The organism is Rhodococcus sp. IEGM 1351, assembly GCF_030056875.1.
GTDB lineage: Bacteria > Actinomycetota > Actinomycetes > Mycobacteriales > Mycobacteriaceae > Rhodococcus_F > Rhodococcus_F opacus.
In genome coordinates, this window is sequence record NZ_JASHKU010000015.1 from 173,329 (window position 1) to 195,815 (window position 22,487).

Annotated in this window: 14 protein-coding genes and 1 pseudogene; 4 read left to right on the plus strand and 11 right to left on the minus strand. The window is 65.5% G+C overall.

The features are described from left to right. Nucleotides 1-79 precede the first annotated feature (79 nt). From mimD to QM806_RS25505, 4 genes are all read right to left on the minus strand, one after another. On the minus strand, nt 80-421 hold the full coding sequence (gene mimD, locus QM806_RS25490; protein WP_005242368.1) for a propane 2-monooxygenase effector subunit MimD: 342 nt from the start codon (nt 419-421) through the stop codon (nt 80-82). Next, complete coding sequence (locus QM806_RS25495) at nt 418-1,524, minus strand: aromatic/alkene monooxygenase hydroxylase subunit beta (RefSeq protein ID WP_005264695.1); 1,107 nt, start codon at nt 1,522-1,524, stop codon at nt 418-420. The genes mimD and QM806_RS25495 overlap by 4 nt, the downstream gene beginning before the upstream one ends. Nucleotides 1,525-1,574: 50 nt before the next feature. After that, nucleotides 1,575-2,618: a 2Fe-2S iron-sulfur cluster-binding protein gene (locus QM806_RS25500; RefSeq protein WP_210460774.1), complete on the minus strand. Its 1,044-nt coding sequence runs from the start codon at nt 2,616-2,618 to the stop codon at nt 1,575-1,577. 85 nt (nt 2,619-2,703) lie between these two features. Beyond that, the gene (locus tag QM806_RS25505; RefSeq protein ID WP_005264697.1) at nt 2,704-4,338 is read right to left on the minus strand and encodes a ferritin family protein; all 1,635 of its coding nucleotides are present in this window, start codon (nt 4,336-4,338) and stop codon (nt 2,704-2,706) included. Between the two features lie 203 nt (nt 4,339-4,541). Here QM806_RS25505 and QM806_RS25510 point away from each other — a divergent pair, with 203 nt between their 5' ends. Both QM806_RS25510 and QM806_RS25515 read left to right on the plus strand, forming a co-directional pair. Beyond that, nucleotides 4,542-6,332 carry a sigma-54-dependent Fis family transcriptional regulator gene (locus QM806_RS25510; protein ID WP_502943884.1) on the plus strand — a complete coding sequence of 597 codons (1,791 nt, stop codon included), beginning with the start codon at nt 4,542-4,544 and terminating at the stop codon, nt 6,330-6,332. Between the two features lie 113 nt (nt 6,333-6,445). After that, nucleotides 6,446-7,903 (plus strand): catalase, encoded by a 1,458-nt coding sequence (locus QM806_RS25515; RefSeq protein WP_283293193.1) that lies wholly within the window; start codon nt 6,446-6,448, stop codon nt 7,901-7,903. Between the two features lie 88 nt (nt 7,904-7,991). Here QM806_RS25515 and QM806_RS25520 read toward each other — a convergent pair whose 3' ends face one another. Together QM806_RS25520 and QM806_RS25525 are read right to left on the minus strand one after the other, a co-directional pair. Continuing rightward, nucleotides 7,992-9,152, minus strand: a complete 1,161-nt coding sequence (locus QM806_RS25520; RefSeq protein WP_054247789.1) for a hypothetical protein — start codon at nt 9,150-9,152, stop codon at nt 7,992-7,994. Beyond that, on the minus strand, nt 9,152-10,102 hold the full coding sequence (locus QM806_RS25525; protein WP_005264701.1) for a metal-dependent hydrolase: 951 nt from the start codon (nt 10,100-10,102) through the stop codon (nt 9,152-9,154). The genes QM806_RS25520 and QM806_RS25525 overlap by 1 nt, the downstream gene beginning before the upstream one ends. Before the next feature lie 255 nt (nt 10,103-10,357). Here QM806_RS25525 and QM806_RS25530 point away from each other — a divergent pair, with 255 nt between their 5' ends. After that, nucleotides 10,358-10,963: a TetR/AcrR family transcriptional regulator gene (locus QM806_RS25530; protein WP_005566541.1), complete on the plus strand. Its 606-nt coding sequence runs from the start codon at nt 10,358-10,360 to the stop codon at nt 10,961-10,963. 28 nt (nt 10,964-10,991) lie between these two features. Here the strand turns inward: QM806_RS25530 and QM806_RS25535 are convergent, their stop codons facing one another. Further along, nucleotides 10,992-11,366 (minus strand): ANTAR domain-containing protein, encoded by a 375-nt coding sequence (locus tag QM806_RS25535; protein ID WP_005566539.1) that lies wholly within the window; start codon nt 11,364-11,366, stop codon nt 10,992-10,994. 86 nt (nt 11,367-11,452) lie between these two features. After that, nucleotides 11,453-12,415, minus strand: a complete 963-nt coding sequence (locus QM806_RS25540; protein ID WP_120661083.1) for an NAD(P)-dependent alcohol dehydrogenase — start codon at nt 12,413-12,415, stop codon at nt 11,453-11,455. A 251-nt stretch (nt 12,416-12,666) separates the two neighbouring features. Between QM806_RS25540 and QM806_RS25545 the strand changes: the two genes are divergently transcribed. Next, nucleotides 12,667-19,794: a non-ribosomal peptide synthetase gene (locus QM806_RS25545; protein WP_283293194.1), complete on the plus strand. Its 7,128-nt coding sequence runs from the start codon at nt 12,667-12,669 to the stop codon at nt 19,792-19,794. Nucleotides 19,795-20,049: 255 nt separating this feature from the next. Here QM806_RS25545 and gvpO read toward each other — a convergent pair whose 3' ends face one another. From gvpO to QM806_RS25560, 3 genes and pseudogenes are all read right to left on the minus strand, one after another. Then, nucleotides 20,050-20,394, minus strand: coding sequence for a gas vesicle protein GvpO (gvpO, locus tag QM806_RS25550; RefSeq protein WP_005566532.1), 345 nt, complete (start codon nt 20,392-20,394; stop codon nt 20,050-20,052). A 1,491-nt stretch (nt 20,395-21,885) separates the two neighbouring features. Next, the gene (locus tag QM806_RS25555) at nt 21,886-22,278 is read right to left on the minus strand and encodes a tautomerase family protein (protein ID WP_005566527.1); all 393 of its coding nucleotides are present in this window, start codon (nt 22,276-22,278) and stop codon (nt 21,886-21,888) included. Between the two features lie 123 nt (nt 22,279-22,401). After that, nucleotides 22,402-22,487 (minus strand): annotated as a pseudogene (locus QM806_RS25560) (methylmalonate-semialdehyde dehydrogenase); the annotation flags it as partial.

Consider the following 22,487-nt stretch of genomic DNA (forward strand, 5'->3'; position numbering starts at 1 on the left):
GGGTCCTCGCTTGGTCCTGTTTTTCGGATGGGCTGGTGGGTGTCCGGGGCCACCCTGTGTGGCCCCGGACGGCTGCGATCTACTGCGCTGTGAGGTCGAATCCGATGTACTCGGCGGCGTCCTCCGGGCTGGCGAACAGCAGGGTCTTCTCGTCGAGGTGGACCATGCGCCCGTAGTGGGTGGAGCTGATCTCCTCGAAGATGGACCCGTCGAATTCCTGACCCAGGGCGTCGGTGAGTTCCTCGTAGTCGAAGTCGAGCAGGCGTTGGCCGTCGACGCGGATCATCGACGGGTACTCGGTCAGCTCCACACCGTCCTTGGCGCCCATCACCTCCGCGACGACACGGCCGATGGGGGTGTTCATCAAGGTGACGCCACACATGTTGGAGAACTCGGTGGACGATCCGAATTGCATGCTCACTGGTCCAACTCCTTGGGGATGTCGAGCCCGAGGTCCTCGAGCAGGGAACGGAACTTGTCGGTGGCGGCGTCGAAACTGGTGGCGAAGGTGATCGCCTTGTCGGCCGGCTGCGACCAGATCGGCTGCAGCGCCCGGGCGGCGTCGAGGCACCGTGGCACCCAGATGGCGAGCCAGGTGCCGAACAGCTCCTTGTTCGCCTCCCCGTGCTCGGGGTCTCGGGTGAGCAACCGGAACAGGTTGCGGGTGTAGGCGAGGTCGCGGTCGTAGTCGTGTTCGCCGGTGCCCACGATGGTGGGCGTGATGTAGTCACCGTTGCCGGCGGCGATCTGCATGACCAGTTCGCTGCGGAACAGGGTGCCGACCAGCTGCTCGAAGACGATGTTCGAGCCGAACAGCAGCTCACACCAGTCGGGAACCGCGGTGAGCCGCTCGACGACCTCGCGGGTGGGCTGCCACTCGGGCGCGGACTGCCAGACCTCCTGGTGGGCGGTGCCGTCGAAGTTCTCGGTGGCCTCGGACAGGTCCAGGTTGAACAGGGCCAGGTCCTGGGCGAAGCGCATCTTGTGGGCGGCGTTCACCGCGACGGCGGTGTTGATCATGTTCGTCGGGCAGGACCGCTGGATGGAGGTGAACACGTGCAGCGCCAACCCGTTCTCGGCGTGCATCCACGCCCCCAGGTTGCGGGAGATGAACGTCAGCCACGGGGTGTTCCAGCCGTCGTAGACCCGGGCACGCTTGGCGTTGGACAGGCACAACTCCACCTGGTGGACCACCTTGGAGTTGTTGCGGTAGATGGTTTGGTCCCATTCCTCGTTCGGATCGAGGAAGGCGTGCCAGTTCGACGACTTCGCGGCCGTCCACTCCTGCGGATAGCCGCCGGGACCGTCACCGAACCCGTAGATCCAGCCCTGGGAGAGGTGGCGGTCGGGATCGGGCTGCACGTCGACGGTCACGTCCTCGTACATCGTCGACCGCTTCTTGGCCGGCGTGTAGTAGGTGAAGCTGCGGCTGCGGGAGCTGGGGAACTCCAGCGCACCGGCTTCGGAGTCGGTGAACTCGATCTTCGGGAAGCTGCGTTGCTTGGACTCGGCGGTTGCGGTCATCTCGTTTCTCAGTTCTGTCGGTGAAGCAGGAAGGTGGTTTCCCAGGACGTCTACTCGAAGGCGGGGCTGGTGAACTTGTCGTAGAAGATCTGGTCTTTCGGTGTGTCGTTCGCCTCGAGTAGTTCCAGGGCGGCGTCGACCATCGGCGGCGGCCCGCACAGGTACACCTCGGCCCGGCCGATGTCCGGTTCGCGGCGGCCGACGACGTCGGTGACGTTGCCGTCCTCGACGGCGATCGCACCCACGGGCAGCGGGTCCATCGATTCCGAGAGGCAGGCCACGAACGTGAAATTCGTCAGTCCTCGTCCGAGTTCGAGGATCTCGTCGACGTAGAACAGGTCGTGCGGGGTGCGGGCACCGTAGTAGAAGTGCACCTGCCGAGTGTTGCCCGTCTCGCTCATGTGCCGCAGCAGCGACAGAAGCGGAGCCATTCCCGCGCCGCCGCCGATGAAGACCATCGGCAGGACATGGCCTTCCTTGATGGTGAACGACCCGTACGGTCCGGTCAGGGCGATCTCGTCACCCACCGAGATCCCGTCCTCGAGCAGCCCGGCGAACTTGCCACCGGGGTATTTCTTGATGAGGAACTCGACATGCCCCGGCGTCGATCGGGTCGTCGCCATGGAGAAGGACCGATGCTCCTCGGTGCCTGGGATGTGCAGGTCGGAGTACTGACCGGGTTTGAATTCGTATCCCGCCGGTTCGACCGGCGCCAACCGGAGCGACACGATGTCCTTGGTCATCGGCTCGATCCCGGTCACCCGAGTGCGCACATCCTGGATGGGGACACCGCCGAGAAGTTCGTCCTCGTCGAAATTGAGCAGCTCGATGGTGCAGTCGCTGTATGCAGTCGAGCGGCAGAGCAGGACGTGTCCCTCGTCGACCTCGGCGTCGTTGCACGCAAACGTCGAGTAGTCCTCCATCTGGATATCGCCTTCGAGGAGAAAGGATTTGCAAGCCGAGCAGCGTCCCTCGCGGCAGCCGTGCATCAGGTGGATGCCCTGCCGGAACGCGGCATCGAGGATGTACTCGTCTTCGCCGACTTCCATCTCGATGTCGACGGGCTCGAAGTTGATACGGTGCTTGTCGGCCACGGGGTCTCTCCTGGACTCGTGAAAATGAATGGTGAAGCGGTGGGTGGCGCCGGAGTGGCCGCGGCGCCACCCACCGAGCCTGAGATCAGGCCGGAACTGTGCCGCCGGCGCGGTACGCGGCGATGTGCGCGTTGCGTTCGGCTTCGGACATCTCGTTCAAGAGCACGTTCGGGCTCTGGAAGGTGTTGCCCCGCACGTCGTCGAGAGTCCACATCTTCTTCGGATCGTCCAGATCGAGGTGCGGCTGGCCGACCAGGGTCTTGCCGTCGTCGCGGACGTAGCCGAGATCGGAGACGATGTCGGCGAGGTCCTTGCCGTGATGCAGGGTTTCCCACTCCCGGAATCCGGTGAGCCGGCCCATGTTCGGGGTCGGCCGGCCCTGGTACTCGCTGCGGAACGCGACGGCGTCGGTCCAGTAGCAGGTTTCCGAGCAGTACGTCCGCCACTGCTCGTCGACCTTCTCCACGACCATGTCCTCACGGATGAGGGCGGGAACCATGCAGGTCCAGCACCGGTGCGGGTACTGGTACCCGACCTCCTCGAACGCGATCGGCTTGTTGCGGCCGGGGTATGCGAGCCGGTTGTACTCCTCCCACCACTTGCCGTACTTCGAGTACCAGCCCGGGTACTTGTGCTCGAACCACTCGAAGTCCTTGTCGGTCATCGCGTCGATCCGCCAGTAGTTCACCGGCCATCCGGTGGCGAAGAACCGGGCCACCTCGTGGACGTAGCCCTTGTCGGTGATCCGCTTCCAGGCCTCCTCGACCAGGTCGTGCGGGATCGTCAGCCCGTACTTCTCGAGCGGGATGAGGTAGCTGCGGTAGTAGTCGTCGTAGATCCATCGACGCCACATCTCGGCGTAGCTTTCCCGGTCCTTGCGGCGGTCCTTCGTGCCGTACTCGATGAAGGTGCCGATCGCGGCGTCGACGACGCAGTGGTTGTTCCACCACGCGTACCGCAGGTCACGTTCGAGCAGTGGACGGTTGCGTTCGTCGGCGAGTGCCATCAGAAGGATCGAGTAGCCGTTGGAGATGTGCCGCGACTCGTCCGACTGCACCGAGTGGAAGACCGTCGGCAACAGGTAGTCACCGTTGGCGGCCGCCTCGTCGGGCATGGCTACGAACAGGGTGTTGGTGAACGCCGTCTCGGCGACCACGGTCAGGTAGATGTTCGCCGCGGTGATCGCGTCGCCGGTGATGAACCCTTCACCGAACTGCCTGCCGATGGTGCCCGCGTAGTTGTTCGCGAACGCCTTCTCGGTCATGTCGAAACCGGCGGGATCGATGTAGTTGTTCATGTACAGCTTCTTGAGGTTCATCTGGATCGTCGAGTGACGAACCTCGTCGATCATCTGCACCGCCAGCCCGTTGTGGATCTCCGGGTTGGGGACGGCGTCGATGGCCATCGGCATCGCTCGGGCGGCCGAGATCTCCGGGAACGGAATGATCGACAGGAACAGCTTCTGCCACTCGAGCCACCGCTGCTGCACCTGGCGGAACATGTTGCCGCGGATGGCACCGTCCATGGCGCCGTACACGCGGTTGTCCTTCTCTTCCTCCATCGGGAAGTAGGACCGCATGATCTGTTTGAGAGGATCCTTCTTCGGAGCCTTCTCGAAGGTGTAGTCGGTGCCGAACCGGGTGGCCGGGGTTGCGAATGTCGGATCCCATGACAGTTCGGTGATCTTCGCGTGGGCCTTTGTCAGGCTTTGCCTACTCAATGTGCGCCTCCTGGATCGTGAGCCGGCCGGGCGCCGGCTGTGGGGGGACGTTGTGGAAATTGATTGAACCCCGTGATCCAGCTCTCATCCGTCTCAGTGTGAGACGCAGGTCACTTCCGGATGGGTGGTGGCTGCCTACACTTGCCCCGCGCCGCGGCAGACCCACGCAGCCCTCGATCAGCCGAAGCAGGAGACCAGAGCGAGTGACCCCACAGCCCACCAGCACGTCACACCACCGCACGACGCCGAAGTCGAACTCGGACTCGGACTCCGAGGGGGCTCCGGCCTCGAGTTCGCCTGCAGGATCGGACTACCTACGTCTGAGCAATTGGCTCCAAGTATCCTGGTCGCGATCTCGGCAGGCGTTGGGAGACGACGACCGTCCCGCCGCCGCGTATGTCGAGCGCATGGCCACCGACACGGTGCTCGAGCGTGCCGCCCGATCCGTACTGTTCGAGTTGACCGTCGCCATCGAAAATGAGCCGGTATCACTGATTCTCACCGATGTGAACGGCATCGTGCTCTCCCGCACGGGCGGCGACAGCGCCTTGTTCACCGCACTCGACCGAGTCGACCTCGCCCCGGGCTTTCGCTACGCGGAGACCCAGGTCGGCACCAATGGAATCGGCACCGCGCTCGAGGTCGGCCGACCTCTCCTCGTGGATGGAGACCAGCACTTCAGTGGTCCGCTGCGGTCCTTCTCCTGCGCGGGAGCGCCGGTGACGCACCCCATCACCGGGGCGATTCTCGGTGTCGTGGACCTGACCACCGCCGCGCAGAATTCCAACACCCTGTTGCTGTCCTTCGCGACACTAGCCGCAACCCGCCTTCGTGAGCGCATGCTCGACGACGCAACCGAACTGGACCGGGCGATCTTCAGTGCGTACCGGTCCGCATGCCGGCGCTCCAGCCGACCCGTCGTCGCTGTCGGTGACGAGGTCGTGATGATGAACTCGCTGACCCGGCAACAATTCGACTCACCAGACCAGATGGCGATTCTCGAACGCACCCGAGACATCGGCGGTGAAACGACACCGGTCACGATCCTCACCGAGCTGCCCAGCGGAACGGTCGCACGCCTGAGTTACGAGCCGACATTCACCGGTAGCCGGCTGGCAGGAGGCGTCGTCCGGATCACGAAACAGGTTGCTTCGCTGCGCCTTTCCACTTCGAAGGCGAATGTACCCACCCCGCCCGCGATTGCCGGTGCCAGCCCGCTCTGGCGGCACACGGTCCAGGCGGTCGTCGACGCCTGCCGGCGACAGGACTGGCTGGTCCTCGACGGCGAACCCGGCGTCGGCAAGACCGCCCTGATCCGAGCGGCGCACCAACTCGTACCGGACCGCGGACTCGCCGTACTCGACGCCACCGCACTCGGCGACGACCTCCTCACCGAGGCCTCCGACGAACTCGACAGCGGATCCGACCTGGCAATACTGCACGCACACGTCCTGAACGACACTCATCTCGCCGCACTCGCGGACCTACTGCAGGGCCCCCAGGCGCAGGAGCCACCTCGCAGACCGTGGGTGGTGCTCACCCGGTATCCCCAGGACTCGACCGACACCACTCCACTGCTGCGCATGTTCCCCAAATCGATCACGGTGCCACCCCTGCGGCACCACCTGGACGATATTCCCGATCTTGTGCGCAGCCTGCTCGACACCCTGGGGGCCACCGGCCTCACCCTGTCTCCGGCCGCCTCGAATCAGCTCGCGCGTCTGGCGTGGCGCGGAAACGTCACCCAGCTGAAGAAGGCTCTCGAGGACACCTACCGGCGGCAACGGTCCGGTGTCGTCGAAATCGACACCCTGCCTCCCGCATGCCGTTCCACCACACGCCGAACGTTGACCAGGATGCAGGCGCTCGAGCGGGACGCGATCGTGGACGCGCTCGCGCTTCATGCCGGCGACAAGACTGCCGCCGCCGCCGCCATCGGCATGTCCCGAGCGACGATCTACCGCAAGATCCGCGAATTCGGCATCGTGCTCTGACCGACCGTACCCCTGGAATGTCAGATTGAGACATCGCTGCGCTCTCCCTCGAGGGATGCTCTCGCCGAACCACATTCACCCGCCCAGCCTCGGGTGTCAGACAGGAGAAATCGATGACCAACCCGAACGGACTCACCACAGTCGCCGGTGCGCCGGTACCCGACAACCAGAACAGCCTCACCGCCGGCGCACGCGGTCCGATGCTCCTGCAAGATGTCTGGCTTCTCGAGAAGCTCGCGCATTTCGACCGTGAAGTCGTCCCCGAACGCCGCATGCACGCCAAAGGTTCGGCCGCGTTCGGCACCTTCCGCGTCACCCACGACATCACCGCACACACCAACGCCGCCGTATTCTCGGAGATCGGCAAGCAGACCGAGGTCTTCCTGCGTTTCTCCACGGTCGCCGGCGAGCGCGGCGCCGCCGACGCCGAACGCGACATCCGCGGATTCGCCGTCCGCTTCTACACCGAGCAAGGCAACTGGGACGTCGTCGGCAACAACACCCCCGTCTTCTTCTTCCGCGACCCCCTCAAGTTCCCCGACCTCAACCACGCGGTCAAGCGCGATCCGAAGACCAACCTCCGGTCGGCGGAGAACAACTGGGACTTCTGGACCAATCTCCCGGAGGCGCTGCACCAGATCACCATCGTGATGTCCGACCGCGGCATCCCCGACGGCTACCGGCACATGCACGGATTCGGTTCACACACCTTCTCGTTCGTCAACGAGGCCGGGGAACGCTCCTGGGTGAAGTTCCACTTCCGCACTCGGCAAGGCATCAAGAACCTCACTGACGAAGAAGCCGCCGTCGTCGTCGCCGGCGATCGCGAGTCGGCGCAGCGCGACCTCTTCAATGCAATCGAGGAGGGCAATTACCCGAAGTGGACCCTTTTCGTGCAGATCATGCCGGAAGCCGACGCCCAGACCTACCGCTACCATCCGTTCGACCTCACCAAGGTGTGGTCCAAGAAGGACTATCCCCTCATCGAGGTCGGGGAACTCGAGCTCGACCGCAACCCGGAGAACTACCACGTCGACGTCGAGCAGGCCGCGTTCTCCCCGGCGAACATCGTTCCCGGCATCGGCTTCTCCCCGGACCGCATGCTGCAGGGCCGGCTGTTCTCCTACGGCGACGCCGCCCGCTACCGGCTCGGCGTCAACCACCACCAGATTCCGGTCAACAGTCCCAGAGGGGCAACCCACGTCAATTCCTTCCACCGTGACGGCGTCATGCGCGTCGACGGCAACCAGGGCAGCGTCCCGAGCATCGAACCCAACTCACACGGCCGATTCGCCGACCAGCGCGGCTACGCCGAACCGCCACTCGAAGTCGGCGTGGTCGCTGACCGGTTCGACTACCGAGCAGACGACGACAACTACTTCGAACAGCCCGGCAACCTCTTCCGCAGCATGACTGCCGACCAGCAGACAGTGCTGTTCGAGAACACCGCTCGGGCCATCACCGGAGCGTCGGCTGCCGTCATCGAGCGCCACATCGCCAACTGCACCCAGGCCGACCCCGCCTACGGCGAAGGCGTGCGAAAGGCCTGTGAAACCCTCGGCGCCTTGTAGTTCGCGACATCCCAGCCCGTGATCTGCGCATCACCGCCAGTTCACGGGTGGGGTCGCACCGGCCGACCAGTCGCTCCCGTCGTCGCGCCTATCGGACCGCGTTCGGCACCGCACCCTCACCGGAGATCGGGCCGCGGCCGTCAGCGGGGCCCCGCGGCACCGTGAAGGTGGCGGCGACGCACAGAATCGCAATCGCGAAGCAGGCGATGGTGTACCAGAGATTTCCGATGGGGTCGCCATTGCTCGTGATGCCGTCGACAGCGCCGAAGTAGCTGGGCAACGCGGTCACCCACAGAATGCCCATCACGGCGAGGTACACCACGCTGTAGACACGGACGAAATCGTTCGAGTAGGCGGGTACGTCCGACGTCCCCCGCCGCAGCCGCGACCACTGCCGGACCAGGATCGGGATCGCGACGAGCACGACGACCATCAGTTCGGTCGCGTAGAGAATTCCACGGACCGTGGTGCTCTCCATTCCGAGGACCGTCGCCGGGATCGGGAGGATGAACGTGCCCGCCGATGCCAGGAGACCGATCACGATCGTGCGCCACACCAGCTCGAGCCCGGTGAAGTCCCGTCCCTTGTCGGCGTAGCGCCCCACGAAGAACTGAACGCACAGGGCCAGCGACATCGGCCACAGGGCCGCGAACACCACCACGCTCGGTAGTGGGACCGAGTCGAACATGGGCTGGTTGACCGGGTTGGTGGTCGACCATTCCCACCACCTCAGCTGCGGTCCGAGCTGGTCGAAGATTTCGTAGAACGCGTGGTGCACGAAGCCCACGCAGACCGCGCCGACGAGTATCCCGCACTTCCGGAAGACGCCGAGCATCCGGACAAGCTCGAAGGCGAGCGTGGCCATCAGCGGATAGATCGCGATGATGTACAGCGGCAACCGGCCCCACAGGAAGTCCACGGTGAACACGTTGTGCGCGAACATCGTGTCCACGTGCTCCTCGATTCCGAACGCCGCCGGAAAGTACAGCGGTGGCTCGATGACGAACAGGTACGCGGTGGCCCCGAACCAGAGCACCAGATTGGTCGGATCGCCGTTGCGGCGCCAGCGCAGGATCGCGAATACGAGCGCGAGCACCGACCCGAGCACGATGGTGAGCTCGAGGACCGGCAGGGTCCAGTTCTCCAGCGCCAAGGGACTACGGACCTCGACGAGTCCGCCGGCCTCGGCGCACGAGAATCCGAGCGCAGTCGAGAGTTGGTCGAAGGTGGGCGAGCAGAGATCGGCCATCAGTCGACCACCGCCGCGACGGGATCGGTCCGGCGTGTGCGCGACTCTGCGGTGTACCAGCGGGTGCAGTCGTAGCCTGCGTCGTATCGGATGAACCACTCGTCGGCGAGCGCGGGCAGTTTTTCGTGCGTGGGGTCGTGCTTCGGCATCTGACTACGGACGATGCCGGCGAGGGCGGTCAGCTGTTCACCGCGCGGGAGGTCGTCGAACGCACGCGGCATGACGCCCTTGCTCAGGTAGGGCGCGAACACCGTGAGCAGTTTCTGCTTCGTCCGGTGCGTGGCGAACATCGACATCGAATCGACCTTCCGCTCCTTGATCGGCACGTGCTGATTGAAGCCGGCGCAGGCGATCCGCATCACCTTCATCACGTGTGCGAAGATCGACGGAGCCATCCGCATCCGGTACAGCTCTTCCCCGACAAGGGAATTGAAGATGATCATCGCCGAACTTCGGTGTTCGACCTCCTCGACGAAGTGCCAGATGAACAGGGAGGCGACCCGGTCGTCTCCCGGCCGGAAGAGGGTCGCGTCGTTGTCGAGCATCAGTTTGAATACCGGCGTGAAAGTCGCCTCCAGGTCCGCGGTGTAGGCGAGTCGGTAGTTCAGAGTGGTCGCCTCGGTGAGGAGGTCGTACTCGCCGATCACCGCGTCGAGGGTGTTCTGGAGCCCCGGGTATCGCTTGATCAGGGCTTTGACGTGCTGGCGATGCGCGGTCGAGTGGTGACCCTCCTGACGCATGAACGCCATGGCCTCTTCTGCGACCTCGGGATCGGTCATCCGCGGTTTGGCCTGCATGATCGCCTTGACGATCATCTTCTCGAAGCCGACGGCCAGGAACGAGATCGCATTCGACATGCTCGACCAGGCCGGGTTGTCGGGGTTCCAGAGGAACGGGACGTCCTGTTCGTCGAACGCGAAATCCATCTTTCTGGGGTGCAGGTCGGTCATGGGGATACCTCGTCTCGTGCGGCATGAGTGGGCTGCAGCCTCTGGGTGGGTAGAGACCCAAGTGATTAATAACATACATACATCGAACTGATTGTATGATTACGTTTCGATGGTTCCCTGGAGACTGTCTGCGAAGCAGGCCTTCGAGTCGGAGGCTTATGCGTTCGCGGTAACCTCTGAGTCCAGGTCGGGAGGTGCGCCGACAGCCCTTGCGCGACGTTCGGGCCCCGCGTTGTGAGAGGTAGGGAAAAGACAGTGGCTGGCAGGCGTGGGTGGGGTGGCAGTCCGCCTGAAAGTGACGAAGAAGCGTCCCGGCGAATCGTCACCGCCGCAGTCGAGCTCATCAGCCGGAAAGATACGGCGATCAGCATCGCCGACGTTGCGGAATCCCTCGGCGTCATCCGTCAGACGGTGTACCGGTACTTTCCCAGCACCGACGCCCTCTTACGGGCCGCCGCCATCGCCGCCGTCGACGGATTCCTCGACCGCCTCGCAGCACACCTCGTGGGTATCGAGGATCCCGCAGAAGCTGTGGTCGAGGCCGTGATCTACACGCTCAACGAAGCGCCCCGCATACCGCAGCTCGGCATCATGCTGTCCGGCTCTCACTCCCACACCGCGGGAATCACGTCCGATGAAGCCCTTTTGTTCGGAATGACGATGATCAGGCGCTTCGACGTCGACTGGGAGCGGCACGGCTACGATGAGCCGGCCCTGCGTGAGCTCGTCGAATATCAGCTGCGGACGATGCAGTCGTTCTTCATCTCGCCCGGAAACCCGCCGCGTAGCCAGGACGAACTGCGTGCGTATCTGCGACGGTGGGTGGGATCGACGGTCGCCGTCCCGCGCAGTCCGGCGTAGCGACCAACGGGGATCTGCCGAAGGCTGGTCACGGTCGTATCTGGGTTGCGAGGTGGGGATGGTGTCGCCCGTGCAGGCTGGCTATTCGCCGCGAAGGACGGTGGTGCCCCGCCGGCTGTCCGCGGAGTCCTTCCCATTCGGGGAACGAGCCCGGACGGCGACTGGTGAGGTGCCGGGTGTTGCTGGTGAGGTCGATCAGGCACCGGGCGGCGCCCTGCACGGAGAGGTGGTGCCGTCGTGCCACGTCGAGCAGTTCGTCGAAGGCCTGGGCATCGCTGTAGCCGCGGCTGGTGATCAGAACTGCTTTCGCGGTGGTCAGGAGTTCACGGTCGGACGGCCCGCGGCGCCGGTCGAGGAAGCTTCGGGTGGGTCGCGGGGGGTTCGGGGTATCGGATTTCAACATGTGGCATCGTCCTTTTGTCTACGAGATTCCCCCGGGTCGCGGTCTCGTAAACGTGCGTACCCGAGTGTTGCTTCGTGTGGGCTCGTCTAGGCCACGGTGATGACGACGTTGCCCCTCTTGTGTCCGGTGTCGACGTACCGATGCGCCTCGACGATGCGTTCCAGGGGATAGCTGCGGTCGATGACGACCCGCAATGTGTCCGCTTCGAGGAGCTGCTTGATGTACGCCAATGCGTCGTTCTTGCGGACGGACATACCGGTGACGACTTTCCTACCGCCTCGGAGCGACGTCCAGAGTGACAGCACGTAGTTGTTCAGCCCGGATGTGGGAACGTAGCATCCGTTCTCGGTGAGCGAGCCCTTGCACCGAGCGAACGAGTTCCTGCCCACCGTGTCGAAGACGACGTCATATGCTTCGGTGTTTTCGGTGAAGTCCTCTTTGGTGTAGTCGATGACCTTGTCGGCGCCCAGGGACTTCACCATCTCCATGTTGTGCGGACCGCACACGCCGGTGACCTCCGCGCCGAAGGACTTGGCGAGTTGCACCGCGTAGGTGCCGATGCTGCCGGAGGCGCCGTTGACCAGGACCTTCTGTCCGGTTCGCACCTTCGCCTTGTCCCGGAGGAAGAACAGTGCGGTGGTGGCGCCGTCGACGGCGGCGACGGCCTCTTCGTAGGTCTTGTCGACTGGCTTCAGTGCGAGCGAGGCGGATTCCGGCAGGCACTTGTATTCGGCGTAGGCGCCGATCTCGAAACTGGTGAACCCGAATACTTGATCGCCCGGCTGGAACCGGTGTACGTCCTTGCCGACGGCCTCGATCTCTCCGGCGAGCTCGAGGCCCAGGGTCCGCAGTCTCCTTCGTGGCCGTCGCAGCCCGAGGATGAACCGGCCCCAGAGCGGTTCGCCCCGCCGCATCTTGCATTCGGCTGTTGTCACCGTTGTCGCGTGGACTTTCACCAGGACTTCGCCGTCCTTGGGCGTTGGTTTCGGGACCTGCGCGAGTTCGAGTACGTCGGGTCCGCCGAACCGGGTGTGGATGATCGCCTTCATCGCGGACCTCCTCGGCGGCGTTCCAGGTCGTCGCGCCTCGAACAAGCTCACGGCCAAGCATAGTTCTCCGGCATCCTCGTCGTGGGGTTGTGCGGGCGGTCAGGGTGTCGACACCGCACACCTAGGGTGTGTTTTCGCGCACGGCGATCCGCGGGACTGTAGTGGCGTCGGTATGTCCGGCTCCCCCTGTCCAGAAGGACCGAGCGTCCCGCCGTCAACCCAGCGGCGCAAGCACACTGGTTGGTGATTTGATGGAACACGCTGCGCGAGTGAACTACCGAGAGCATCGATCCGATCCGTTCCCGCTGTCCGCGGCGCAGCACGGGCTGTGGTTTGCGCAGCAGCTCGCCCCGGAGGTGCCGATCTGCATTGCGCAGTACGTCGACATCCGCGGGCCGCTGGACGTCGATCTGTTCCGCGAGGTAGCACTCGTCGCCGGCCACGAATACGAGTCCGTGTTCCTGCGTCTGGTCGACGTCGACGGTGAGCCGCACCAGGTGGTCGACCCACCGGCCGACGCGGCCATGGGAATCGTCGACTTCCGCGGTGCATCCGACCCGATGGCCGCCGCCGAGGCGTGGATGCAGGAGAACTACACGGCACGAGTCGATTTCGAGCACGACTATCTGTGCGAATCGTCGCTGCTGCGGGTGGGTGACGAGCGGCACCTGTGGTACAGCAGGATCCACCACGTCGCCCTCGACGGATACGCGGCGATGACGATGGTCAATCGTGTCGCCGCCCTGTATACCGCGGCAGTCCAGGGCCTCGAGCTTCAACCGAACCGTGCAGCGGACCTGCACACCCTCCACCGCCTCGAAGAGGAGTACCGGGCATCCCACCGGTTCTCGTCCGACGGCGACTACTGGGCCGAACGTCTCCACACACGCACGAACGGCGCCTCCCTGACCGACGTCGAGGCTCCGCCTGCAGCCCACAGTCTCACCGTGCGCACGGCGTTGTCCGCCGATACCGTCACACGGCTCGAGGACACCGACGGCCGGCCGGGCGCGACGGCAGCGGCCGCGTTGATCGCCGCCTTCGCCTGCTATCTCTCGCGGCGGACGGGAAGGCAGGACGTGCTCGTGGACATTCCGCTGTCCGCACGCACCACCGCTGTACTGCGCCGATCCGGCGGAATGCTCGCCAACGTCGCCCCCCTGCGGGTGCAGGTCCGACCCGACGACACCGTCGGCGACCTCGTGACCCGGGTCCAGCACGAACTGATGGGAGCAATGCGGCACCAGCGCGGCAACGTCGAGGACATTCTGCGCGAGCTGGGCGTGTCCGCCGAGGCCCGCAGGATCTCGGGACCGATGATCAACGTGATGCTCTTCGATCAGGATCTCACCTTCGGGTCGCTGACCGGAGACTTCCGGATCCTCACCACCGGTCCCGTCCCGGACCTGTCCGTCAACGTGTACCGGAGCGGCACCCCGGCGTCGACGATTGTCGAGTTCGAGGCCAACCCGTACCGCTACCGCGACGACGACCTGCAGTCGCATCACGCCGGCGTCGTCGAATTGATCGACGAACTGCTCGCCGCCGACCCCGGCACTCCGCTTGCGGTGATCGGTGTGGCGGAGTTGGAGTGTTTGACGCCGGTGGTGGGTGAGGTGTCGGTGTCGGAGGTGACGTTGCCGGAGTTGTTGGCGGCGTCGGTGGTTGCGGATCCGGGTGCGGTTGCGGTGGTGTGTGAGGGTCGGAGTGTGACGTATCGGGAGTTGGATGAGGCGTCGAATCGGTTGGCGCGGGTGTTGCTCGAGGCGGGGGTGGGTGCGGAGTCGGTGGTGGCTGTGGCGGTGGCGCGGTCGGTCGAGTCGGTGTTGTCGGTGTGGGCGGTGGCGAAGACGGGGGCGGCGTTTTTGCCGGTGGATCCGCAGTATCCGGCGGGTCGTGTGGAGCACATGGTGGTGGATTCGGGTGTGGTTGTGGGGGTGACGCTTTCGCAGTTTCGGGATCGGTTGCCGGGTTCGGTGCGGTGGGTGGTGCTCGACGATGCGGTGACGGTGTCGCGGTTGTTGTCGGTGTCGGCGGGGGTGGTGACCGATGTGGATCGGGGTGCGTCGGTGCGGGTGGGTCAGGCTGCGTATGTGATTTATACGTCGGGGTCGACGGGTGTGCCGAAGGGTGTGGTGGTGACGCATCGGGGGTTGGCGAATGTGGTGGCTGCGCAGCGTTCGGGTTTCGGGGTGTGTGCGGGTGCTCGGGTGTTGCATTGTGCGTCACCGAGTTTCGATGCGTCGGTGTTCGAGTTGGTGTGGGCGTTGGGGTTGGGTGCGCGGTTGGTGGTGGTTCCTCCGACGGTTTACGGTGGGGAGGAGTTGGCGCGGATTTTGGTGGGGGAGTCGGTGACGCATGCGGTGTTGACGCCGACGGCGTTGTCGTCGGTTGATCCGGCTGCGGTGGGGGCGTTGGGTGCTTTGGTGGTGGCGGGTGAGGCGTGCCCGCCGGAGTTGGTTGCGCGGTGGGCTCCGGGTCGGCGGATGTTCAATGCGTATGGGCCGACGGAGGCGACGATCATGTCGAATGCGAGCGGTGGTTTGGTGGTGGGGGAGTCGGTCACGGTGGGTGGTCCGGTTCGTGGGTTCGGTGAATTGGTTCTGGATGGGCGGTTGCGGCCGGTGCCGTTCGGGGCGGCGGGGGAGTTGTATTTGTCGGGTCCGGCGCTGGCGCGGGGGTATCGGAATCGGTCGGGGTTGACGGCGGGGCGGTTTGTTGCGGATCCGTTCGGTGGGCCGGGGCAGCGGATGTATCGGACGGGGGATGTGGTGCGGTGGCGGCGGTCGGTGGGTGGGCCGGTGCTCGAGTATGTGGGTCGCTCGGATTTTCAGGTGAAGATTCGTGGTTTCCGGATCGAACTCGGCGAAATCGACGCAGCGCTGACCCGGCATCCCCGCGTCGCGTTCGCGGTGACCCTCGGCCGCACCGCCCCGTCCGGCGACACCGTCCTGGTGTCCTACGTCCTGCCGTCCGGTGACGGCGAACCCGACGTCGCCGAACTGACCGACCATGTGCGCGGCTTCGTGCCCGCCCACATGGTTCCCGCGACGATCGTGATCCTCGACGAGCTGCCCCTCACCCCGGTGGGCAAGCTGGACCGGCAGGGTCTGCCGACCCCGGATTTCGCGATCGTACGCACCGTGTTCCGTGCGTCGACCAATTCGGCCGAACACACCGTGGCAGACGTCTTTGCCGAGGTGCTGGGACTCGGCCGGGCGGGGCTGGACGACAACTTCTTCGACCTGGGCGGTAATTCGCTGAGCGCGACCCGCGCCGTCGCCCGCATCAACTCCGCCCTGGGTGTCGGCTTGGGGGTCCGGGAGCTGTTCGAGTCGCCCACGGTGGCGGGGCTCGCCGCCCGCGCCGCTGCCGCGGATCGCCGCACCGCGGCGCGTCCCGCCCTCACGGCGGGCCCGCGCCCCGACCGGGTGCCCCTCTCCCTCGCACAGCAGCGGATGTGGATCGTCAACCAGGTCGACACGACCTCGCCCGCCTACAACGTTCCGATCGCGCTGCGCCTGACCGGGGAACTCGACATTGACGCTCTGCGCGCCGCGTTCGGCGACGTCGTCGAACGGCACGAGCCGCTCCGCACCGTCTATCCGGGGTCCGCTGACGGCCCGCATCAGGTGGTGCTGCCCGCGGATCGGGTGACCGTCGACCTCACCCCGGTCACCGTGTCCGACGAGGCTGCGATGCGCACCGAGCTGGTGACTCTGGCGTCGGCAGAATTCAACGTGAGTCGCGACGTCCCGATGCGCATCGCGGTACTGCGGACCGGTCCGGATCAGCACGTGGTGGTCCTGGTGCTTCACCATATCGCGGCGGACGGCTCGTCGATGGCGCCGCTCGCCCGCGACGTGATGGTCGCGTACACCGCGCGTACGCACGGACGCCCGCCCGGATGGGCGCCGATGCCGGTGCAGTACGCGGACTTCGCGCTGTGGCAACGCCGCACCCTGGGCAGCGACACCGACCCGGACTCGCCGATCTCGGCGCAGCTGGACTATTGGCGCCGGACCCTCGACGGGATGCCCGAGCTGCTCGAGCTGCCGACCGACCGCCGGCGTCCGCTGCAGCGGTCCTCACACGGCGCCACCGTGGCGTTCGCGATCGGCGCGGACCTTCACAAGAAGCTGTCCGACCTCGCCCGGGGTCACGATTCGACGCTGTTCATGGTCGCGCACGCCGCACTCGCCGTCCTGCTCGGCCGGCTGAGCGGCGAGACGGACCTCGCGGTGGGCACGCCCGTCGCCGGTCGCGGCGACGCGGCACTGGACGAGATGGTCGGCATGTTCGTCAACACCGTGGTGCTGCGGACCCGCGTCGCACCCGAGCGCTCCTTCACCGATCTGATGGCGCACGTCCGCGAGACCGATCTCGGGGCGTTCGGGCACGCGGAGGTGCCGTTCGACCGGGTGGTGCAGGCGGTCGACCCGGTGCGGTCGACCGCGCACACCCCGCTGTTCCAGGTGCTGCTCGAGTTCCAGAATACCGAGGAGGGCCGCCTCGAACTGCCCGAACTGACCGTCGAGGTCGTCGACGCCGGTGTCGAGGTCGCCAAATGCGACCTCTACCTGACCCTGAGCGAGAACGTCGACGCAGCCGGCGAACCTGCCGGAATGTCTGCGGCATTCGGTTTCGCCACCGACATCCTGGACGCGAGCACCGTGCGCGGTTTCGCAGACCAGTTCGTCCGCATCCTCGACGCGGTCACGGCGTCGCCGGACCGCCCGATCGGTGACATCGCCGTGATCGGTGTGGCGGAGTTGGAGTGCTTGACGCCGGTGGTGGGTGAGGTGTCGGTGTCGGAGGTGACGTTGCCGGAGTTGTTGGCGGCGTCGGTGGTTGCGGATCCGGGTGCGGTTGCGGTGGTGTGTGAGGGTCGGAGTGTGACGTATCGGGAGTTGGATGAGGCGTCGAATCGGTTGGCGCGGGTGTTGCTCGAGGCGGGGGTGGGTGCGGAGTCGGTGGTGGCTGTGGCGGTGGCGCGGTCGGTCGAGTCGGTGTTGTCGGTGTGGGCGGTGGCGAAGACGGGGGCGGCGTTTTTGCCGGTGGATCCGCAGTATCCGGCGGGTCGTGTGGAGCACATGGTGGTGGATTCGGGTGTGGTTGTGGGGGTGACGCTTTCGCAGTTTCGGGATCGGTTGCCGGGTTCGGTGCGGTGGGTGGTGCTCGACGATGCGGTGACGGAGTCGCGGTTGTTGTCGGTGTCGGCGGGGGTGGTGACCGATGTGGATCGGGGTGCGTCGGTGCGGGTGGGTCAGGCTGCGTATGTGATTTATACGTCGGGGTCGACGGGTGTGCCGAAGGGTGTGGTGGTGACGCATCGGGGGTTGGCGAATGTGGTGGCTGCGCAGCGTTCGGGTTTCGGGGTGTGTGCGGGTGCTCGGGTGTTGCATTGTGCGTCACCGAGTTTCGATGCGTCGGTGTTCGAGTTGGTGTGGGCGTTGGGGTTGGGTGCGCGGTTGGTGGTGGTTCCTCCGACGGTTTACGGTGGGGAGGAGTTGGCGCGGATTTTGGTGGGGGAGTCGGTGACGCATGCGGTGTTGACGCCGACGGCGTTGTCGTCGGTTGATCCGGCTGCGGTGGGGGCGTTGGGTGCTTTGGTGGTGGCGGGTGAGGCGTGCCCGCCGGAGTTGGTCGCGCGGTGGGCTCCGGGTCGGCGGATGTTCAATGCGTATGGGCCGACGGAGGCGACGATCATGTCGAATGCGAGCGGTGGTTTGGTGGTGGGGGAGTCGGTCACGGTGGGTGGTCCGGTTCGTGGGTTCGGTGAATTGGTTCTGGATGGGCGGTTGCGGCCGGTGCCGTTCGGGGCGGCGGGGGAGTTGTATTTGTCGGGTCCGGCGCTGGCGCGGGGGTATCGGAATCGGTCGGGGTTGACGGCGGGGCGGTTTGTTGCGGATCCGTTCGGTGGGCCGGGGCAGCGGATGTATCGGACGGGGGATGTGGTGCGGTGGCGGCGTTCGGAGGGTGGGCCGGTGCTCGAGTATGTGGGTCGCTCGGATTTTCAGGTGAAGATTCGTGGTTTCCGGATCGAACTCGGCGAAATCGAATCGGCTCTCCTCGGATACCCCGGTATCGATCGTGCCGTCGTGAACACCAGCGGCGACCGGCTGGCCGGCTACGTCGTCCCCGCTGCGGGTTCGCTACTCGACACCTCCGCGGTCCTGGCGCACGCCCGCGCGCGGTTGGCCCCGCACATGGTCCCCGCGACCGTGACCGTGCTCGACGCCGTGCCGGTCACCGCGAACGGGAAACTCGACCGCGCCGCCCTGCCGGAGCCCGACTTCGCCGCGGTGCGCGCCGCGTACCGGGCGCCGCGCAACGCGACCGAGGAAGTAGTGGCCGCCGCGTTCGCCGAGGGGCTCGGCCTGGACCGGGTCGGCCTCGACGACAACTACTTCACGCTCGGCGGCACGTCGCTCACCGCGACGAGCGTGATCGCGCGGATTGCCGAATCGTCCGCGCGCGCCGTGCCGGTGCAGTGGATCTTCACCCATCCGACACCGGAAGCCCTGGCGCACATGATCGCCACGGCGCCAGAGGACTCCCGGGCGGAGGATGCCGCCGACCGGTCGCTCGACGTCCTGCTGCCGCTGCGTACCACCGGAACCGGCAACCCGGTGTTCTGCATCCACCCCGCGATCGGGTTGGCCTGGTGCTTCACCGGACTGGTGCAGTATCTCGGCGACCGTCCGGTGTACGGGCTGCAATCCCCGGCGCTGACCGACCCGGACCTGCGTGTCGACTCCTTGCAGGATCTCGCCGCCCGGTATGTCCAACGGATCCGCTCGGTGCAACCGGACGGTCCGTATCACCTGGTCGGCTACTCGGTCGGCGGTCAGATCGCCCATGAGATGGCGGTGCAGCTCACGGGTGTCGGCGAGGAGGTGGCCACCCTCGCGATGCTCGACACACACCTGGCCGAAGGATTCGGTCACACGACGGAGAAGCCCACCGTGGCAGCACTTCTGGCGGAGCTCGGCGCGGTGGTCCCGGGCGACGAGAATGCGGCGGCGACCACGGATCGTGCCGTGGAAGTATTGCGTCGCACCGGCGGACTGTTCGCTGGTGTGACCGTGGACGACCTCGACTCCGTCCACCGGGTGTTCACCCAGACGGTCGACCTCGCCCTCGCGCACCGCCCGTCCACACCGAGCGGTCTCGATCTGTTGTACTTCGGTGCGGCAGATTCCGTGGATGCATCCACCGGCGTCTCCGCGTGGAGGCCGCACATCAGCGGCGAGATCCTCGAACACGCCGTTCCCGTAACGCACCAGCAGATGACGAGTCCGGAAGCGCTCGCCGGCATCGGCCCCGTCCTCGCACAGCACGTTGCGCTCGCGGACCGCCGGCTCGCCCGGTCCTAGGCGCGCACGCCCGGCCGGCGCGCCGGGTGACGAATTCCGTGAGTTACGCGCTCGATTCGCTTGTTGCCGGCGGATTCCCCTACTCGTCGGTTGGGAGCATCGACCACGGCTGTCGGCGCACCTGCCGACCATCGGGGTGGTGTGTTCTCATGCTCTCCACGACACTCGCCCTCCTGACAGTTCCTCGTCGACACGCGCACCGACGTGAGCGCCGAGGACCTGCGGTGTGCGGACGCGAACTCGCACCGGCACCTGTCACCGGGCACCGTCGCTTCGGTCACGGTGGGGCTCGTCATCTTCGTCGACGGGAAGCGCTTCGTCTGCCACCTCGATGGCGGAGCCGCGCCGGTACCGGCGAGTCCTCCGGTACGACAGCAATTCTCCATCGAGGTCCAGCACCACCTCGTAGAGTGCGAGCATGTCCGCTGACGGGGGTATGTGCCGGTCGTCGACCACCTCCACTTCCACCGACCAGCCCTCCTCGGTCGGCACTACCGCCGTCGCGTTCTCGGATTCCTTTCCGATCACATCTGCGATGTCACGCAACGCGGCCGCAGCGGCCGCCGCTGCCGACACGGGCGGGGGATGTTCGTCAGCCATCCCAACCATCTCCTTCTCCTCCGGAGCGTCCGGTGTGAGCTGGGCATATACAAATTCTTCTCTGCTTGGTGGCCGGACACCAGGGGCGTGGGCGCCGACTTCGGCAGCGAACCGACTGTTGGTGCAAGTGCCGGAGCGTGCAGATGCCCGGCACTGCTCAATGTTCGTCGTCGAAGGACGACCCGCGCTTGCGTGCCGAGGCGATTGCAGCACCATTGCCCCTACACACAGGGTGCTCTCTTCTGACATCCTCCGGATCGAGGACACCGCGACCAATTGAGTTCCGGCCTCCGGCCATCCGGAGTAACAAGACGGTCAGGTGTTCGCGATCGGCCCTCGGTGGGAGGCGCCGGTTCGCCGGCTGCAGGGAGTGAACGACCATGGCTCAGGGCAGCGGGTACAAGTCGCTCGACGGGAATCAGCGGATGGAGTTCGAGGTGGGCCGGGGAGTCGATTTGCCCGCGAAATGGGCCGGCTTCATCGAACAAGGTTGCACCGTCGGGGCCCTGGCGATGCCTGAGGTAGGAGGCCCGAGCGACACACCGTCCCCGGCGCATGCAACGGAGCCTCCGACGTGATGAGCCCGATGTCGGAAGACAATGACGGACCGATTCATCGCTGGACGCCCCTCGACGTCTCGGATCGGGGCGGTGGAACGTTTCGCGGACTGTACCGAACATGTGCTCACTGTCGGCGACCTGCAGTGGGCTGACGTGGCGAAAGATTCCGGCTGTTGGCCGTCAACAGTTCCCTTCGTCGCCAGCAGGAAAGCATTCGAGCCGCCATTTTGCTCAGTCGACACGACGTGGGTCATCTGGGCGTGGCATTTGTGCGCGCGGCTCTCCAGGACGAGACGTATCTCGGTTTCTTCGCGTCGCTCGACCTGGAGGAGTCCCAGGAGTTGTTCGTGTCGGTGGGCAACTTCGGCTCCCTGCGAGCACTGCTTGCGAATCGAACTATATCGGGGACAAGGAGATGGCACGGCTCTGGTATCCAAGTACTTCCTCGAGTGGGCAGTTGCCAAGAGCGAGGAGACCAGAGCTGTGCTGACGGTGCTGAAGGAAGCAGTACGGGTGGTCGGGTGGCATCGTACCGACGGGGGTGTGTGTCGCAGACCGTGTCGGCCAACGCGAGCCGTATGACTATCTGTACGCAGCGTCGAGCCGGGCAGTGCACTTTTCAGTCAGTGAGATCATGCGTCGTGGCTGGGTAGAACCGACCGGAATGCTGGTCACGGACAAGCGTGCGTTTCGAGAGCACCTCGCCTCCTTCGCTCTCGACTGGTTGTGGCGGCTGTACGTCGAAACCCGGCGGATCGCTGTGCCGATGCTGGACAGGCCGGAATCAGCAGCGACGAATCCCTCGGGTTCCCGCAGGCGGATCCGCCATCGGATCGGTGCGCCGAGATGTCCGTGTAGCCGTCGTAGCGTGCCCAGGTCACGGCGAAGGTGAGGATCTCTGTTTGATATCCGGTCATGTCGATGCCCGTTCTCAGAGGTGTCCTTCCACGAATTGGGCAACACCGTTGCCGAAGGACCAGTCGTCGCGTGTGTTTTCGAGCACCGATACGATGACATCGGTTGGCGCCAACCCGGTCTCGTCGTGCAGGCGATCAGCCAGTGCCCGATACATGGCCTTCTTCTGCTCCTGGCTGCGGCCCTGTTGGGCCACCTGCACGACCACGATGTCGTCGGTTCGCTCGAACCCCAGCCCGGTGTCCTCGGCAATGATCTGACCCGGCTTGTGCTCGGAGATGATCTGGTAGCGGTCTCGGTCCGGTGCTGCGAAGTGCTCGAGCATCACGCCCTGCACCACATCCGCGAGGTGACGAAGCTGTTCAGGAGTACGCCTGTTCTCGATGACGTGGATGTGAACGAGAGGCATGACGTGCTCCTTGATGGTGTGATGGGTGATCGTGCGGTTGGGGCCTGTGCGGGGTGCGGTCCGAGATCCGCACCCCGCACAGGTGATTGGTGGGTTTTCCGTCTACGAAAGCCTCATGGAGGGCTAGTTGTTCTGGGGGAAGCCGAGGTTGAGGCCGCCGTGGCTGGGGTCGAGCCAGCGGGTGGTGACGACCTTGCCGCGGGTGAAGA